This window comes from Synechococcus sp. N26 (assembly GCF_900473975.1).
Taxonomy (GTDB): domain Bacteria; phylum Cyanobacteriota; class Cyanobacteriia; order PCC-6307; family Cyanobiaceae; genus Parasynechococcus.
This window is the reverse complement of record NZ_UCNM01000006.1, coordinates 87541-104127: the sequence shown is the minus strand read 5'-3', so window position 1 is coordinate 104127 and position 16587 is coordinate 87541. Positions and strand designations below refer to the sequence as shown.

The window sequence follows — 16587 nt, the reverse complement described above, 5'->3', positions numbered from 1 at the left end:
GGCTGATCTCAGTTGACGACAGCCAGGATGTCCTTCTCGGACAGCAGCACGTATTCATCGCTGCCGAGCTTGATGTCGGTGCCGGCGTACTTGCTGTAGAGAACCTTGTCGCCCACACCAACTTCGGGAGCCTGACGGCTGCCGTCGTCGTTGCGCTTGCCGGGGCCCACCTGAACCACTTCACCCACCTGGGGCTTTTCTTTGGCGGTGTCAGGCAGAAGGATGCCGCCGGCAGTCTTCTCTTCGGATTCAGAGACCTTGACGAACACGCGGTCGCCGAGGGGTTTAACGGTCGAGACGCTGAGAGAAACAGCAGCCATGGGTACTTGCAGGAGCAGGGACAGGGCGCAATGCGCCACGCATCGACGCGAGTTGGCACTCGATGCCGATGAGTGCCAACGTATGCAAGCGACCACCCCTCGGGCCATACCTCAAGCTGTGCGGGTGACCGAACCGGAGGGGGTGCAACCACAGCGGTGGTATGGTTGCGCCGCTCTGAATGGGTCCGAGCGCGCAGCGCCTGTTCCCGCAACTCTCCTTCCTATGGTCGCTTCTGCTCCTGCATCTGCTGGCACCAAGGGTGTGATCCGTCAGGTGATCGGCCCGGTTCTGGACGTGGAATTTCCCGCCGGGAAACTGCCCAAGATCTATAACGCCCTGCGCATCGAGGGGAAAAACCCCGCAGGTGACGACGTCGCCCTGACCGCTGAGGTTCAACAGCTTCTGGGTGATCACAGGGTTCGTGCCGTTGCCATGAGTGGCACCGACGGTTTAGTGCGTGGCATGGAAGCCGTTGACACCGGTGCACCGATCTCCGTGCCCGTGGGTGAAGGCACCCTCGGCCGCATCTTCAACGTGCTGGGCGAGCCCGTCGACGAGCAGGGCCCCGTCAACACCACGGCCACCGCTCCCATCCACCGGGATGCCCCCAACATCACCGAGCTTGAGACCAAGCCGAAGGTGTTCGAGACCGGTATCAAGGTGATCGACCTCCTGGCTCCCTATCGCCAGGGCGGCAAAGTCGGCCTGTTCGGCGGCGCCGGCGTGGGCAAGACCGTGCTGATTCAGGAGCTGATCAACAACATCGCCAAGGAGCACGGCGGTGTGTCTGTGTTCGGTGGTGTGGGTGAGCGCACCCGTGAGGGCAACGACCTCTACGAGGAATTCAAGGAATCCGGCGTGATCAACGCCGACGACCTGTCCAAGTCGAAGGTGGCCCTCTGCTACGGCCAGATGAACGAGCCCCCCGGCGCCCGGATGCGCGTGGGCCTCTCCGCTCTGACCATGGCTGAGCACTTCCGCGACGTGAACAAGCAGGACGTGCTGCTGTTCGTGGACAACATCTTCCGCTTCGTGCAGGCCGGTTCCGAGGTGTCCGCACTGCTGGGCCGCATGCCTTCCGCTGTGGGCTACCAGCCCACCCTGGGCACCGACGTGGGTGCCCTGCAGGAGCGTGTTGCATCCACCGTTGAAGGTTCGATCACCTCGATTCAGGCCGTTTACGTGCCTGCTGACGATCTGACCGACCCCGCCCCGGCCACCACCTTCGCTCACCTCGACGCCACCACGGTGCTGAACCGTGCCCTGGCTTCCAAGGGCATCTACCCCGCTGTGGATCCTCTGGATTCCACCAGCACCATGCTCCAGCCAGCTGTGGTGGGTGACGAGCACTACCGCACCGCCCGCGCCGTGCAGTCCACCCTGCAGCGCTACAAGGAACTGCAGGACATCATCGCGATTCTGGGTCTCGACGAACTGTCGGAAGACGACCGTCGCACCGTGGACCGTGCCCGCAAGGTTGAGAAGTTCCTCTCCCAGCCTTTCTTCGTGGCTGAAATCTTCACCGGCATGCCCGGCAAGTACGTGAAGCTGGAGGAGACCATTGCTGGTTTCAACCAGATCCTTTCCGGTGAGCTGGACAGCCTCCCCGAAGCCGCCTTCTATCTTGTGGGCAACATCGAGGAAGTGAAAGCCAAGGCCGAGAAGATCGCCGCCGAAACCAAGTGATCCCTGCGGGGATGTGATTCACACCCCCGATCACGTGTTTCTCGACAGTCCGTTCTCTTTTCGAACCAAGGTTCATGTCCCTCACCCTCCGCGTGCTGGCAACAGACCAGAACGTCTTTGATGGCAGCGCCGACGAGGTGATCCTGCCCAGTACCACCGGTCAACTCGGCATCCTGCCCGGCCACATCTCCCTGCTCACCGCCATCGACATCGGTGTACTGCGGGTGCGTGCCAACGGTGCATGGAACTCCATCGCTCTGATGGGTGGTTTCGCCGAAGTGGATGCTGATGAAGTCACCGTTCTGGTGAACAAGGCCGAACTTGGCAGCTCCATCGATGCCTCTGCCGCCGAAGCCGCTTTCCAGAAGGCCTCCACCGTGGTGGCTGGCATGGAAGGCCAACCTGCTTCGCCGGAAAAACTCAAGGCGCAGCAACAGCTGAATGAAGCCCGCGCTCGCCTTCAGGCCAGCAAAACCGCCGACTGATTCATCCCCCAATTTCAAGGATGACGTCGCCAAAGGCCAGGGGTTACAGCCCCTGGCCTTTTTCGTGGTGTGGTTTGTCCGTTCGTCATCCCAACACCAGGCAAGCCACGGGAAGGCATAAAAAAACCTGCCCGAAGGCAGGTTTGCATCATCAACTTGAAAAGCGGAATCAGGCGGTACCGCAGAAGGTGACGTCGGGGAACTTGGCCTTGGCCTCGTCGAGGCTCTTGCCTTTGCCCTCTTCCTGCCAGTAGTTGATCACCTCAGTGGCCTGGTTGAGCACTTCAACCCGCTCGTTGTCGGTGATCCAGCTCTTGCCTTCCAGCTCGGTCTTCAGGCTTTCCCAGGCATCCTCACGGGGCCAGAAGAAGTAGGAGGTGAGGGGGCTAGGGCCACCGCCAACGATCTGATCAACCGCAAGGGCCACGTTGTCGGGCAGCCAGAGGATCTTCAGCAGGAACCGGCCCTCATCAGCCTTGGGGGTGTAACCGGAAGGAACACCATCAGCATCAATGGTGGCCGTGGCCAGAGCCGCGGCGGCGCCCTTCAGCACAGGACGGCCTTCGCCTTCGCTGGCTGCAGGCTTTTCAGTGGTTTCAGCTGCCTGGGTGGCGCCTTCAGCCGCGTCGGCGGACGGAGTCGCGACCTCCTGGTCGGTAGGGGCAGCGCCTTCGGTGACCGTCATGGTGTCAGCGCTCAAGACAGAAATACAAACAACTAACCTACCAGCCGCTCCCCATTGGACGTTCTGGGATCCCCAACCATCCTGCTGTTCGACATCGATGGTGTGATCCGCGATGTCGCGGGCAGCTATCGACGGGCCCTTCAATGCACTGTGCAGCACTACTGCGGTTGGCAGCCCAGCGCTGATGTCATCGATGCGTTGAAGGCTGAAGGAGCCTGGAACAACGACTGGGACGCCAGCCTTGAACTGCTGCGGCGCCATGGTGCTGAGCTGCCGGATCGCGCCGCGCTGATCGATGTGTTCAGCGGCTTCTACTTCGGCGGAGATCCGGACGGAGACCCCAGCCAATGGACGGGCTTCATCGGTGATGAGCCTCTTCTGGTGGACGCCAGCTTTTTCGCCACGCTTTCGAAGCGCAAGTTGAGCTGGGGATTTGTGAGTGGAGCGGAACCACCCTCAGCCCGCTTCGTGCTTCAGCAGCGCCTGGGGCTCCAGGACCCGCCCCTGATCGCGATGGGAGATGCCCCCGACAAACCGGACCCCACAGGCTTGATCCGCCTGGCCAAAGCACTGGGGGCCAGTGCCGAGGGAGTTCAGGTGGCCTATCTCGGCGACACCGTGGCCGATGTGCACACCGTGATCAAGGCCCGGGAACGCTGGCCGGAACAACCATTCGTAAGCCTGGCGGTGGCACCGCCTCACCTGCAAACCCCAAAGCAGGCTGCGGCGCGCGACATCTATGAGCAACGGCTGCGGGAGGCGGGCGCCGATCAAGTGCTGACGACCACTGAAGCGGTCTTGCATTGGGAAGGAGCTGCGGGATAAGGGCAACTGCGGTCCACGAAACTCCCCGCTGATCGAGGCGATCAGCGCTCCATTGCAGCAACGCTCTTGAGGGCGCCGGCAGTGAGCACCTCATGGCCGATCTCGGTGACGGCAACGTCGTCTTCGATGCGGATGCCGATGCCTTTCCAGCGATCGTCAATCTCAGGCTGTCCTTCCGGGACGCTGAGGCGATCGCTGACGTAAAGACCGGGCTCAACGGTGAGCACCATGCCTGGCTCCAGCAGCGCAGGTTGCTCACCGAGCCTGTAGGCCCCCACGTCATGCACATCCAGACCCAGCCAATGGCCGGTGCGGTGCATATACAGGTGGCGGTAGTCGCCTCGCTCGATGATGCCGTCCACATCCCCGATCAGGAGGCCCAGGTCCACCAGGCCCTCCACCAGAATTCGCAGGGCGGTGTAGTGCACCGCCTCCGCCGTGCCGCCGGGAGTCACAACGGCAACCGCAGCTTCCTGAGCCTCCAGCACCAGGCTGTAGAGCTCCCGCTGTTCCGCCGTGAAGCGGCCATTCACCGGGAAGGTACGGGTTATGTCACCGTTGTAGTAATCCTCCAGCGAACAACCGGCATCGATCAGCAGCAGGTCGCCATCCTGAAGCGGGGCCGTGTTGGCGGTGTAGTGCAGCACGCAGGCGTTATCACCGCCAGCGACAATGGATCCGTAGGCAGGACCGCGGGCCCCGTTGCTGCGGAAGTGGGCCTCCATCGCCGCCTGCACCTCGGCTTCGTTCATGCCCGGGCGGGTGATCGATCGGGCCAGCTCGTGGGCTTCTGAGGAGATGCGGCAGGCCTCCCGCAAACGCTCCAACTCATGGGGCTCCTTGCGCAGCCGCAGGCGATGCAGGATCGGCGTTGGTGCCACCAGGCCCAGGGCCGCCGTCCCCGTGCGGGCATAGGTGTCCAGTTGCCGCCCCCAGGCCGAAAGCACCATCGATTCCACCGACGTGTTTCGGCCCACCCGGAAGGCGATGGCTTCGGCACCGGCGAGGTACTCGGGCAGTTTTTCGCTCAGCTGATCCAACGGATGGGCCAGGTCCGCGCCATAGCGCTCCACCGCGCCTTCGGTGCCCCAGCGGAAGCCGGTCCACACCTCAGCCGCCGGGTCCTTGGGCTGCACAAACAGCACGTAGCGCTCCCCTTCCGGTCGATGCGGCAGCAGCAGAGCCACCGCATCCGGTTCATCAAAACCGGTGAGATAGAAGAAATCGCTGTCCTGCCGGAAGGGCCATTCGCAGTCGGCGTGATGGGTCGCCAATGCCGCGGCCGGAATCACCGCAGCGGCAGCGCCGAGTTGCTCCATGAACAGGGCGCGACGACGCGCGTGGATGCCGGAGTCGAAACCGTTCACAGCAGCAGAGCGTTCAGGGGAACAGGATGGCAGTTGGCAAGGCCGAACTGGCCAGGGCCTCTACGATGCAAGGAGTTTCAGACGGCAATGAGCTCCGATCTCCTGGTGCTGTTGCTGCTGGTTTTGGTGGTGCTGCTGGGTTCGGCCCTCTGTTCCGGAGTGGAAGCCGCCCTGTTGACCGTGAGTCCAATCCGAGTGCACGAGCTGGCGGCCCGGGAACGTCCCGTGGCCGGGGCCCGGCGGCTGGCGCAGTTGCGTCAACGGCTGGGGCGCACCCTGTCGGCTCTGGTGATCGCCAACAACGGCTTCAACATTTTCGGCAGCCTGATGCTGGGAGGTTATGCCGCCTGGGTGTTCGAGCAGCGCAACATCAGCGGTGTGGCACTGCCGGTGTTCTCGGTGGGTCTGACTGTCTTGGTGATCCTGCTGGGTGAAATCCTGCCCAAAGCCCTCGGAAGCCGTCTGGCCCTGCCGGTGGCCCTGGCCAGCGCACCCCTGTTGCATTGGCTCGGCCTGGTACTCAGGCCGCTGGTGCTGCTGCTGGAACGGATGCTGCCGGCCATCACCGCCGAAGCGGAACTCAGCACCAATGAAGAGGAGATCCGTCTGCTGGCTCGCCTGGGCTCCCAGAAGGGAGAGATCGAAGCCGATGAAGCCGCGATGATCGGCAAGGTGTTTCAGCTCAACGACCTCACCGCCCGCGACCTGATGACGCCGCGGGTGGCGGCGCCCACCCTGGATGGGAGCCTCAGCATCGAAGCCCAGCGGGCCAAGCTGATGAGCACGAACGACCCCTGGTGGGTGGTGCTGGGCGATCAAGTGGACAAGGTGCTTGGCGTGGCCAGCCGCGAGCGGGTGCTCACCGCCCTGTTGGAGAACCGCGGCCTGCTAACACCCGTTGACCTCTGCGAACCGGTGGAATACGTGCCTGAGATGATCCGGGCTGATCGGCTGCTGACGGGCTTCCGGCGCGACAGCGGTGGTGTGCGCGTTGTGGTGGATGAATTCGGTGGCTTTGTCGGCGTGATCGGTGCCGAATCGGTGCTGGCAGTGCTGGCCGGCTGGTGGCGCAAGCCGGCAGCATGAGCTGGATGCAACCCACCCCGCCCCATACCGTTGAGCGCTGCCAGCTGCTGCTGGAGCACTGGCGCAGTCAGCTTCAGCTGAGCCCACGGGACCAGGGACTGCTGGGGGGTGAATTGCGGCTGCTGGATCGTCAGCTGCAACGGCTGCAGCAACGACGCCTGCGCATTGCTCTGTTTGGTCGGGTGGGGGTCGGCAAATCCAGCCTGATCAATGCCTTGATCCGCCGGCCACTGCTGGCAACGGATGTCGCCCACGGCAGCACCCGCCATCAGCAGGCGGTGGACTGGCCCGTGAAGATTGCCGGGCTGACCAGGGTGGAACTGGTGGACACCCCCGGCATTGATGAAATCGATGCCGCCGGGCGGGCTCGCTTGGCCTCCCGCGTGGCCATGGGGGCTGATCTGGTGCTGCTGGTGGTGGACAGCGACCTGACCCGGGCCGACCTGGAGGCCTTACAAACGCTGCTGGAGAGCGGCAAGCCCCTGCAGCTGGTGCTGAACCGGAGCGACCGCTGGCCAGAGCAGGAACGTGCCGAACTGCTGCGCAGCATTCGCGCCCGGCTGCCGGTGGATCTGCCGATCACCGCGGCAGCGGCAGCGCCCCGCAGCCCCCAAATCCAGGCCGATGGGCTGGTGCGCAGCACGATCACGACGCCGCAGGTGGAGGATCTGCAGAACCAGCTCTGCCGGCAGCTGGAGAACGAAGGCACCCTGCTGTTGGCGATTCAGTCGCTGCGCCAGGCCGACCGCTTCCAGAGGGCCTGCCAAGCACTGCGGCTGCAACAGCACCGCCGCACGGCCCAGAGCCTGATCGGTCGTTATGCAGCCGCCAAAGCCACCGGCGTGGCCGTCAACCCTGTAATGGCATTGGACATGGCCGGAGGCATGGCCTGCGACACCGCCCTGGTGCTGCAGCTCAGCCGTCTCTACAACCTGCCGATGACGCCAGCGGCGGCACGGCTGCTGCTCACCCGACTCTCCAGCCACAACGCCTTGTTGGGCGGGGTGCAGCTGGGGCTGGCGGCCCTCAAGCAGGCCCTGCTGCTGCTGGTGCCGGTGAGCGGCGGCGCCAGCATGGCCCCTGCAGCCCCGGTGGCCGTGGCCCAGGCCGCCCTGGCGGTGCATGCCAGCCGCCGAACGGGGCGTCTGGTGGCGCAGCAGTTGCTGCGACGGCGCGGTGGACAACCCGGTGCGCTGTTACGCCGCCTGGCCGAACGAGATCCCGTGGTGCACCACTGGCTGTTGCGCTGGCCCAAAGCCCTGGAGCAGGATCTGCAACCACTGCTGCCCTGAGATGACCGCTGCTGCCATCGCTTTGCTGGGCACCAGCGCCGATCCACCCACCCGCGGCCATCAGGTGCTGCTGGAGGGGCTGTTGAACCGCTACGGCCAGGTGGCTACATGGGCCAGCGACAATCCCCTGAAACAGCACGATGCCCCCCTGGAGTTGCGAGCGATGCTGCTCGGCCAGCTGGTGCAGCAACTGCAGGATGAACGTCTCGAACTGGCCCAGCATCTGAGCAGCCCTTACACCTTGATCACCTTGCAACGGGCCGCCCAGCATTGGCCTGATCGCAACCTTGTGTTTGTGGTGGGCAGCGATCTCGCTGGCCAGATTCCCCGCTGGAAACAGAGCGATTGCTGGCTGCCGCAGTGCCGCCTGGCCATCGCCCCCCGCAAGGGTTGGCCCCTCGAGGAGGCGACGCTGCAGGCCCTGCGCGATCTGGGCGGACAGGTGGAGCTGCTGGATCTGGAGGTTCCCGCCACCGCCAGTTCGCAACTGCGCCACCAACCGAATCAAGCTCAGATCCCTGAAGCGGTGTGGCCGCTGTTGCTCCAGCACAATCTGTACGGCCTTTCGGGGAGCCTCTGCTGATGCGCATCGCTCTAGCGCAACTCAACCCCGTGGTCGGCGACTTCGAGGGCAACGCGAAGCGGATTCTGGAGGCCGTGCGCAGGGCAGAAGAGCAGGCTGTTGATCTGGTGCTCACCCCTGAACTCTCCCTCTGGGGGTATCCCCCTCGGGACCAGTTGCTCGAGCCCAGCCGCATCCAGCAACAGAACACGGTGCTGCAGTGGCTGGTGAACGAACTGAACAGCAGCGTCACCCTGTTGGTGGGAGCTGCGCTGCCCGCATCAGATGCCCGCAGTCCACGGCTGCACAACGGTGTGGTGCTGGTGAATCGCCTGGGCTGGCGGCCGATTGCCCAGAAACAACTGCTGCCCAGTTACGACGTCTTTGATGAGCGGCGCTACTTCCGCCCCGGTGATGGCCCCTGCCTGCTCAGCCTGCCCAACGGGAAGCGACTGGGCCTCACCATCTGCGAAGACCTCTGGGTGGATGACGGCCTGCAGCGCGAGCGCCTGGACGGACCGGATCCCATCGATCAACTGATCCCCGAACAGCCGGATCTGGTGATCAATCTGGCGGCTTCCCCCTTCGATGCCTCCAAGCCAGCCTTGCGCCAACAGCTGGCGGCGGCGGCGGCGCAACGCCTCAATTGCCCACTGATCTACCTCAATCAAGTGGGGGGCAACGACGAGCTGGTGTTCGACGGGGCCAGTTTTGTAGTGGAAGCCGATGGCGCCGTGCAGCTGGAGCTCCCCGTCTGTGAGGAGCACCTGGCGGTCTGGGACAGCGGTCATCCCACCCCTGTGCAGTCCCACGGCCAGATTCAACCCATGGATCCCCTGGAGCGGCTGTTCCGCGCCCTGGTGCTTGGGGTGCGTGACTACGCCCGGAAATGCGGGTTCAACAAGGCATTGCTGGGGTTGAGCGGCGGCATCGACTCAGCGCTGGTGGCCGTGATCGCCAGCGCAGCCCTTGGGAACGAGGCGGTCTCAGCGCTGTTGATGCCCTCCCCCTGGAGCTCGGCTGGATCCATCGACGACGCCTTGGCCTTGGCCGAACGGTTGGGACTGCAGACCAACACAGTGCCGATCGCCGGCCTGATGGAGGGCTACGACCAGGCCCTCACCGCACCGCTGGGGGAAACGCCCCAGGGCGTGACGGCGGAAAATCTGCAATCACGCATTCGCGGCACCCTGCTGATGGCCGTGGCCAACCAGCAGGGCCAACTGCTGCTCACCACCGGCAACAAATCCGAGCTGGCCGTGGGGTACTGCACCCTCTATGGCGACATGAACGGCGGGCTTGCAGTGATTGGCGATCTCTACAAAACCAGCGTGTTTGCCCTGTGCGACTGGCTCGACAGCGACGCAGCCCGGGGCTGCCGCCAGGCGCTGGGACTCCCGATCCACGGGGAGCTGGTGGGGGAGGCGATTCGACGCAAACCACCGAGCGCCGAGCTAAGGCCCAACCAGAAAGACAGCGACTCCCTGCCCGACTACGACGCTCTGGACGCCCTGCTCAAAGCCCTAATCCAGGAGCGCCAGTCTGGACCAACCCTGGTGGCGGCCGGCCATGATCCCGCCCTGGTGGAGCGGGTGGAACGCCTGCTGAAACGGGCCGAGTTCAAGCGACGCCAGGCGGCACCGTTGCTCAAGGTGAGCCCCCAGGCCTTCGGCAGCGGCTGGCGGTTGCCCATTGCAGCGACCTAAACATCCCACCCTGGTGATGTGGCGGGTTGTGCGCAGCGGAGCCAGATTGAAGGGATCTCCTTGAAGCCGCCATGGCAGCCTCCGTTCTCTCGGCCCCGATGGCCAGCATCGGTGTGCCGAAGGAGATCAAGCTCGATGAGCAGCGCGTGGCGCTGACTCCCGATGCGGTGCGGGAACTGGTGAGCCAAGGCTTGGAGGTGCGCATCGAAACCGGAGCCGGGGCTGGAGCGGGAATCGGTGACGACGCCTTCGCCGCCGCCGGTGCCCAAATGGTGAGCCGCGACGAGGCCTGGGGCGCCCATTTGGTGGTGAAGGTGAAGGAACCGCAGGCGGAGGAATTTGTCTATCTGCGGAAGGACATGGTGCTGTTCACCTACCTGCACCTGGCCGCCTATCCCAGCGTTGGCGAGGCTCTGCTGGAGGCAGGCACCGCTGCCATCGCCTACGAAACCGTGCAGCTGGAGAACGGCAGCCTGCCGTTGCTGGCACCGATGAGCGAAATCGCGGGGCGCTTGGCGGCCCAGGTTGGAGCTCACCTGCTGGAGAAACCCCACGGCGGCCGCGGCGTGCTGATGGGGGGCTGCACCGGCGTGCAACCGGCCCGGGTGGTGGTGCTTGGCGCCGGCACCGTGGGATGGAATGCCGCACGAACGGCCGCCGCCATGGATGCCGAGGTGTTGCTGCTCGACCGCTCACCCCAGCGGTTGCGCAGCCTGGAGGCCGACCGGCGCGGCCGACTGATGAGTGTGGTGAGCAGCCGCGGGCTTCTGGAACGGTTGGTGCCAACGGCGGATCTGGTGATCGGAGCCGTGCTTACCCCCGGTGGGCGCGCCCCCACCCTGGTGGACGAGCAGATGGTGAAGCAGATGCGGCCCGGTTCGGTGATCGTGGATGTGGCCATCGACCAAGGCGGCTGCATCGCCACCAGCCAGGAGACAACCCACCGCGATCCCACCGTGACCATCCACGGCGTGCAGCACTACGCCGTGGGCAACATGCCTGGTGCGGTGCCGTTCACGTCCACCGAAGCCCTGGTGAGCGTGACCCTCCCGTACATCCTGGGCATCGCCGGGCGGGGCCTGGAGGAAGCGGTGACGGAACGACCGGAACTCATCTCCGGCCTGAACACTGTGCAGGGATCGGTCTGCCACCCCGGCGTGGCCAAAGCACTTGGGGTGCCGCCGCGGCATCCGATGGCCTGCCTGCGTTAGCCCTCCAAGTGGAGTGCACCCACATAGAACCAAGGACCATCCCCCGCGCCGTCGCGCCGCTGAAACAGGGAGGTTTCCTTCAGCACCCCACCGCGGTAACGGGCTTCAAACTGCACCGTTCCCTCCAGATCCCGCGGGCCGCCGGCGCTGACAGCCAGCACCGTCAAGCCGAGCCAACGGGTCTGCCGGCAACTCCGCTCCAGGGAACGACGCCGCTGCTGTGCTGGAACATCCGGCTCGGGATGGGTGGCCAGCAGATAGGCGATCTCGCCACGCGCAAACGCTGAATATCTGGAGCGCATCAGCTGTTCAGCCGTTTCGGCACGCTGATCGCCGCGATGCAGGGGCCCGCAGCAGCTGCGATAAACACCACCCCCACAGGGGCAAGGGCTCTGATCGAGGGCTCCACCAAAACCGCCAGGCATCAATCCAACCGTTGCAGCGCTGGTAGTGGCCGGCCCAGGGACGCCGGACTCAAGCCCTCCCGCAGCGCCAGCACCAACCCTGCTGCCTCGCTGTAACTGCTGGCCTGAAGAACGCCCTGGCTCAAGCCAAGGGCATCGGCCGTGACCGACAACACCGCGGGGTTCTCCACTGTGATCAGCGGAATATTCCGTTCCAAACAAGCCAGCACCGCTTCACCCCCCAGGGCGCCTGCGGGCACCACAACCGCCCCCAATTGCGTCGCATCAAGATCGCCAGGCTGCCGGGGGGCGCTCACCAGATCCGGTGTCCGGCTCAGCCCCACCAGCACGCAGGCCAGGAAGGTGTAGCCGAGCTCCTCACCCGCCGCCCTTGGATCCAGCTGCGGATCCAGGGGCAAGGGGTCCAAGGCTGGAGCGTGGGCACAGGGGATCTGCAGGTGCTGGACCAGCAGGTGGCTGATCACCGCTTCAGCACCGGCCAGAGCATCCACGCCACTGCCCTGGCGATACGCCGCCAACGCGTCACTCTCCGGATCCTCCGGGAAGCGGGCCACCACCGCAATCGCCGTCGCCCCGGCCTGCTTCAAGCGTTCACCGGCTCGCAACAAGGCATCAGGACACCCCAATCGCCCCCAGCTGGCGCCACTAGCACCACACTCAAGGGTCACCTCAAGCGGCGCATCCGTTGAAACCACCGGGCCGATCTCCAAACCCAGGCTGGCTCGGCAGCCCTCAGCCACCTGAATCTGGCGCTGGGCCAGCTCGGGCTCGATGCCGGCATCCAGCAGCAAGCCGATCCGTTGCCTTCGCACCGGCCGCAGGGCCCAGTCACCCACGGCAAACCGATCGAGGCCATAGCCCTCTACGTAGAGCACGCGGGAATCGCTCCAATACAGCGAAGCCCCGTTCATCACATTGGGATGGGTGATCAGGCAGCCGCTCGCTGCAGCAAGCAAGCGGGCTGACGGCAAGGCGTCACCGGCAAAGCCACCGATGTCACAACCGATGCCCGTGGGCACCAGCATCAGCGTTGGCATCGGGGCCGAGCTCATGCGCTGATCACCGCCTCCACCTGGATCATTCGGCCACCATCGGCACTGGAGTGCACTGCGGTAAGAGCCCAACGCAGCAGATCACCATCCTGAGCCAACTGCTGACGGATCCAGCTGCGCAACTCAACCAATGGCACATCAGCAGGCCAAGGAAACTGCCGTTGCAGGCTGATGAGCCTCACTTCTGGTATTGACCGAACTGGGCTTCGTAGAGCGCATCCTCTTGCCCCGCCTTGAGGGTGAGATCGGCCCGCGGGAAAGCCACACAGAGCAGGCTGTAGCCCTGCTGCTGAAGCTCACCCTTCACGCCCATGGCATCGGGCTGCTCAACACTGCCCTCGCTGATTACCGCAGCACAAGTGGTGCATACCCCGGAGCAGCATGAGCTGGGGAGGGTGATGCCAGCAGCCTCAGCAGCATTCAGCACCGTCTGGTCAGCGCGGCAGGGAAAGCTGTGGGTTTCGCCTTCGAACTCGGCGCGGACGGTGTAGGTGGCCACGTCGGACATGCCGGGCTCAACAAGGAAGACGCAGCATTCTCTCAGGCAATGGGCTCGTCCAGCGAGTCCCAATGGCGAGGGTGAGGCGCCAGATATTCCGGCGAACCACCCTGCACGGTGCTGTCAGCACGAAATCAAAACTGATGGAACAGCGCAGCTCGTCTGGGGCGTCGTTGGGCAGAACGCTGTGGTGCAGGCTCGACGGAAGCAGCACCAGTAAACCGGGGCGTGGGGCCAGATCCCAGTGGGCCTGATTGAACGGGTGGCCTTCAGCAATCGGGCCGCCGTAACCCACCGCCAAACCCGCCACCAACTCATTGGGTTGATCAGACGCATGCAGCCGCAACATGCCTTCTTCTCCCGAGCCGTTACCCGTGAGGTACAGAACAGCACTGAGATGGGCATTGGGGTGATGGTGGCGGCCAACCGCTTGATCCCAATCACTGATCACCGGCCAGCAACGCTGCAGATGCAGGGCCACTTGGCTTCGCGCAACCCAAGCGAATCGAGATAACTCCAGGCCTGCTAAACCACCAACTGAGCCAAGGCCTGAAAGGGCTGCTGTTGATGCAGCTGCCACACCCCATGCAGGTCCCCCGTCCAGGCGCAGCCTTCATTGGGGTTGCCCTCGGCCTCGCCGCGAAGCTCCAGCAGAGCATGCATGCAGGACGCCTGCTGCCAGAGGGTCGAGAGGAAGTTGCGTCGTTGCCACGACGGTGGGGAAGAGCTGATGAAGCTGAAGCACGCCCACGCCCTCAAACCGCATCGTAAAAACAGCACAAAAAAGCCGGCCCCGAAGGACCGGCTGTCTATGAATCGATCGACCGAAAAGATCAGCCGAAATGGTTAGCCAACAGCGGCCGCACCGCCTGCAACTTCCAGGATCTCCTGGGTAATCGCAGCCTGACGGGCCTTGTTGTAGTCAAGGGTGAGGCTCTTGGCCAATTCCTTGGCGTTGTCGCTGGCGTTGTTCATGGCCGTCATCCGGCTAGCCAGCTCGGAGGCTGCCGATTCCTGCAGGGAACGCAGCATCTGGTTCTGCAGATACAGCGGAAGCAGTGCATTCAGCAACTGTTCAGGGGTCTGCTCAAACACGATGTCCGAAGGAAGCTTCGGCTCGGTGTTGGCAGGGCCTGCACCAGGCTCCACCGTCAGAAGGCCGTCCTTGGTGGTGAGACGAAAGATCTCATCCTCGGGATCAGCGATGTCCTGAGGATCCAAGGGCAGGAGGGTCTGAACCACGGGCTTGCAGCTCACCAGGTTGATGAACTTGGTGAAGATCAGCTCAACGCGGTCGGTGCTTTCGGCCAGGAACTCAGCCAGCAGATCCGTGGAGATCGTGTTGGCCTCATTGGCGGTGGGCACCTGTTCCAGACCGGAGAAGGTGGCCTGGATCGGGTAGTCCCGACGGGTGAAGTAGCCGATGGCTTTGGTGCCGATCAGCAGCAGCTTCACGTCGAAGCCCTTTCCCTTCAGCTCAGCAAAACGCTGTTCCGTGCGCTTGATGATGTTGGCGTTGTAGCCACCACACAGGCCGCGATCGCCGGTGACCGCCACCAGGGTGATGGTCTCCACATTGCGCTGCTGCATCAGGGGAGATGCCGCATCTTCGAAACCCATGCGGGACTGGAGGTTTTCCAGGATCCGGGCCAGCCGATCCGCGAAGGGACGGCTGCGGAGCACTTGCTCCTGGGCGCGGCGCACCTTGGCCGCAGCCACCAGGCGCATGGCCTCGGTGATCTTGCGGGTGTTTTTGACCGACTTAATTCGGTCTCGGATTTCCTTGAGATTCGCCATGTCGGCAGCTCCTTCAGGCCGCGGAGGCGACCATGGTGGACACGACTTCGGTGATGGCGTCCTTGAGGATCGCCTCAGCCTCAGGGCTCATCACTTTCTTTTCCTGGATTTCGGTGATGAACTCAGCCTTGTTGGACTTGAGGTACTCACGCAGTTCGCGGGAGAAATCAACAACCTTGTCGACGGGGACGTCGTCGATCAGGCCCTTCACGCCGGCGTAAACGATGGCGACCTGCTCAGCCAGGATCAGGGGGCTGAACTGAGGCTGCTTGAGCAGTTCACGCAGACGCTTGCCGCGCTCCAGCTGCTGCTGGGTGGAGGCATCCAGGTCAGAGGCGAACTGGGAGAAGGCGGCCAGCTCGTCGAACTGGGCCAGCTCCAGCTTGAGGGTGCCGGCAATCTTCTTGATGGCCTTGGTCTGGGCAGCACCGCCCACCCGGCTCACGGAGATACCCACGTTGATCGCAGGACGCAGACCGGAGTTGAACAGGTCGGAGCTGAGGAAGATCTGACCATCCGTGATCGAAATCACGTTGGTGGGGATGTAGGCCGAAACGTCACCGGCCTGGGTCTCAATGATCGGCAGGGCAGTCATGGAACCCTTGCCCATGGCGTCAGACAACTTGGCTGCACGCTCGAGCAGACGGCTGTGGCAGTAGAAGACGTCGCCGGGGTAGGCCTCACGACCGGGCGGACGACGCAGCAGGAGCGACATCTGGCGGTAGGCAGCAGCCTGCTTGGAGAGATCGTCGTAGATCACAAGGGTGGCCTTGCCCTTGTACATGAAGTACTCGGCAATGGAGGCACCCGTATAAGGAGCCAGGTACTGCAGCGCAGCGGGCTCGGACGCGTTGGCCGCCACGATCACGGTGTAGTCGAGGGCGCCGCGCTCACGCAGCACTTCAACGACGTTGGCCACGGAAGCAGCCTTCTGACCCACGGCGACGTAGACGCAGATCATGTCCTGATCCGCCTGGTTCAGGATCGTGTCGATCGCGATGGCGGTCTTGCCGGTCTGGCGGTCACCAATGATCAGCTCGCGCTGGCCACGGCCGACGGGGATCATCGCGTCGATGGCAGTGATGCCGGTCTGCATCGGCTCATGCACCGACTTGCGCTGAATGATGCCGGGCGCCATGGATTCGATCAGGCGCGTCTCGCTGGTGGCGATTTCACCCTTGCCGTCGATGGCACGGCCCAGGGAGTTCACCACCCGGCCCAGCATGGCCTCACCCACGGGCACAGCAGCAATCTTGCCGGTGGCCTTCACCGTGCTGCCTTCCTGGATGCCATATCCCTCACCCATGAGCACCGCGCCGACGTTGTCGTCTTCGAGGTTCAGGGCGATGCCTTCGGTGCCGTCCTCGAATTCGAGGAGCTCACCGGCCATGGCTTGCTGCAGGCCGTAAACGCGGGCGATGCCGTCGCCCACGGTGAGAACGGTACCGACATTGCTGACGGAAACCGACTTGTCGTAGTCCTCAATTTGCTGCTTGAGGATGGCGCTGATCTCGTCGGGACGGATGGAAACCATGGCGTGTGATCCCAGCTGGGAGTGGGGGGGGAAGAAGCGGTGGAGGAAGAAGTG

At 64.0% G+C, this 16587-nt stretch carries 17 protein-coding genes and 1 pseudogene; 8 read left to right on the top strand and 10 right to left on the bottom strand.

The features are described from left to right. Window positions 1-8 precede the first annotated feature (8 nt). Window positions 9-320, bottom strand: a complete 312-nt coding sequence (groES, locus tag DXY33_RS03795) for a co-chaperone GroES (RefSeq protein WP_006850452.1) — start codon at window positions 318-320, stop codon at window positions 9-11. Between the two features lie 223 nt (window positions 321-543). Here groES and atpD point away from each other — a divergent pair, with 223 nt between their 5' ends. Both atpD and atpC read left to right on the top strand, forming a co-directional pair. Beyond that, window positions 544-2007 (top strand): F0F1 ATP synthase subunit beta, encoded by a 1464-nt coding sequence (atpD, locus tag DXY33_RS03790; RefSeq protein ID WP_115010090.1) that lies wholly within the window; start codon window positions 544-546, stop codon window positions 2005-2007. A gap of 74 nt (window positions 2008-2081) precedes the next feature. After that, window positions 2082-2492, top strand: a complete 411-nt coding sequence (gene atpC, locus DXY33_RS03785) for an ATP synthase F1 subunit epsilon (RefSeq protein ID WP_115131809.1) — start codon at window positions 2082-2084, stop codon at window positions 2490-2492. Window positions 2493-2661: 169 nt separating this feature from the next. On the opposite strand, the gene DXY33_RS03780 is transcribed toward atpC, so the two are convergent. Continuing rightward, window positions 2662-3177, bottom strand: coding sequence for a 30S ribosomal protein PSRP-3 (locus tag DXY33_RS03780; RefSeq protein WP_115010092.1), 516 nt, complete (start codon window positions 3175-3177; stop codon window positions 2662-2664). A 54-nt stretch (window positions 3178-3231) separates the two neighbouring features. Between DXY33_RS03780 and DXY33_RS03775 the strand changes: the two genes are divergently transcribed. Further along, on the top strand, window positions 3232-4002 hold the full coding sequence (locus DXY33_RS03775; RefSeq protein WP_115131808.1) for a TIGR01548 family HAD-type hydrolase: 771 nt from the start codon (window positions 3232-3234) through the stop codon (window positions 4000-4002). Window positions 4003-4043: 41 nt separating this feature from the next. Here the strand turns inward: DXY33_RS03775 and DXY33_RS03770 are convergent, their stop codons facing one another. Continuing rightward, window positions 4044-5369: an aminopeptidase P N-terminal domain-containing protein gene (locus tag DXY33_RS03770; RefSeq protein WP_115131807.1), complete on the bottom strand. Its 1326-nt coding sequence runs from the start codon at window positions 5367-5369 to the stop codon at window positions 4044-4046. A gap of 87 nt (window positions 5370-5456) precedes the next feature. On the opposite strand from DXY33_RS03770, the gene DXY33_RS03765 reads away from it, so the two are divergent. From DXY33_RS03765 to ald, 5 genes are all read left to right on the top strand, one after another. Continuing rightward, window positions 5457-6455 carry a CNNM domain-containing protein gene (locus tag DXY33_RS03765; protein WP_114989496.1) on the top strand — a complete coding sequence of 333 codons (999 nt, stop codon included), beginning with the start codon at window positions 5457-5459 and terminating at the stop codon, window positions 6453-6455. Then, a complete protein-coding gene (locus DXY33_RS03760; protein WP_115131911.1) occupies window positions 6452-7747 on the top strand; it encodes a GTP-binding protein in 1296 nt (431 codons plus the stop codon). The genes DXY33_RS03765 and DXY33_RS03760 overlap by 4 nt, the downstream gene beginning before the upstream one ends. 1 nt (window position 7748) lies before the next feature. Beyond that, a complete protein-coding gene (locus DXY33_RS03755) occupies window positions 7749-8330 on the top strand; it encodes a nicotinate-nucleotide adenylyltransferase (protein WP_115131806.1) in 582 nt (193 codons plus the stop codon). Beyond that, window positions 8330-10015, top strand: coding sequence for an NAD+ synthase (locus tag DXY33_RS03750; protein WP_115131805.1), 1686 nt, complete (start codon window positions 8330-8332; stop codon window positions 10013-10015). The genes DXY33_RS03755 and DXY33_RS03750 overlap by 1 nt, the downstream gene beginning before the upstream one ends. Before the next feature lie 71 nt (window positions 10016-10086). Next, complete coding sequence (gene ald, locus DXY33_RS03745; protein ID WP_114989499.1) at window positions 10087-11226, top strand: alanine dehydrogenase; 1140 nt, start codon at window positions 10087-10089, stop codon at window positions 11224-11226. On the opposite strand, the gene DXY33_RS03740 is transcribed toward ald, so the two are convergent. From DXY33_RS03740 to atpA, 7 genes and pseudogenes are all read right to left on the bottom strand, one after another. Further along, the gene (locus DXY33_RS03740; RefSeq protein ID WP_115131804.1) at window positions 11223-11651 is read right to left on the bottom strand and encodes a YchJ family protein; all 429 of its coding nucleotides are present in this window, start codon (window positions 11649-11651) and stop codon (window positions 11223-11225) included. The genes ald and DXY33_RS03740 overlap by 4 nt on opposite strands. Beyond that, window positions 11651-12703, bottom strand: a complete 1053-nt coding sequence (locus tag DXY33_RS03735) for a DUF3326 domain-containing protein (protein WP_115131803.1) — start codon at window positions 12701-12703, stop codon at window positions 11651-11653. The genes DXY33_RS03740 and DXY33_RS03735 overlap by 1 nt, the downstream gene beginning before the upstream one ends. Beyond that, window positions 12700-12840 carry a hypothetical protein gene (locus DXY33_RS03730; protein ID WP_244275848.1) on the bottom strand — a complete coding sequence of 47 codons (141 nt, stop codon included), beginning with the start codon at window positions 12838-12840 and terminating at the stop codon, window positions 12700-12702. Before DXY33_RS03730 ends, DXY33_RS03735 begins: the two co-directional genes overlap by 4 nt. Window positions 12841-12881: 41 nt before the next feature. Beyond that, window positions 12882-13211, bottom strand: coding sequence for a 2Fe-2S iron-sulfur cluster-binding protein (locus DXY33_RS03725; protein WP_114989502.1), 330 nt, complete (start codon window positions 13209-13211; stop codon window positions 12882-12884). A gap of 32 nt (window positions 13212-13243) precedes the next feature. Further along, window positions 13244-13968, bottom strand: a pseudogene (locus tag DXY33_RS03720) (putative 2OG-Fe(II) oxygenase). An 80-nt stretch (window positions 13969-14048) separates the two neighbouring features. Further along, window positions 14049-14999 (bottom strand): F0F1 ATP synthase subunit gamma, encoded by a 951-nt coding sequence (locus DXY33_RS03715; RefSeq protein WP_115131802.1) that lies wholly within the window; start codon window positions 14997-14999, stop codon window positions 14049-14051. 13 nt (window positions 15000-15012) lie between these two features. Next, window positions 15013-16533, bottom strand: a complete 1521-nt coding sequence (gene atpA / locus DXY33_RS03710; RefSeq protein ID WP_114989504.1) for a F0F1 ATP synthase subunit alpha — start codon at window positions 16531-16533, stop codon at window positions 15013-15015. Window positions 16534-16587: the final 54 nt, after the last annotated feature.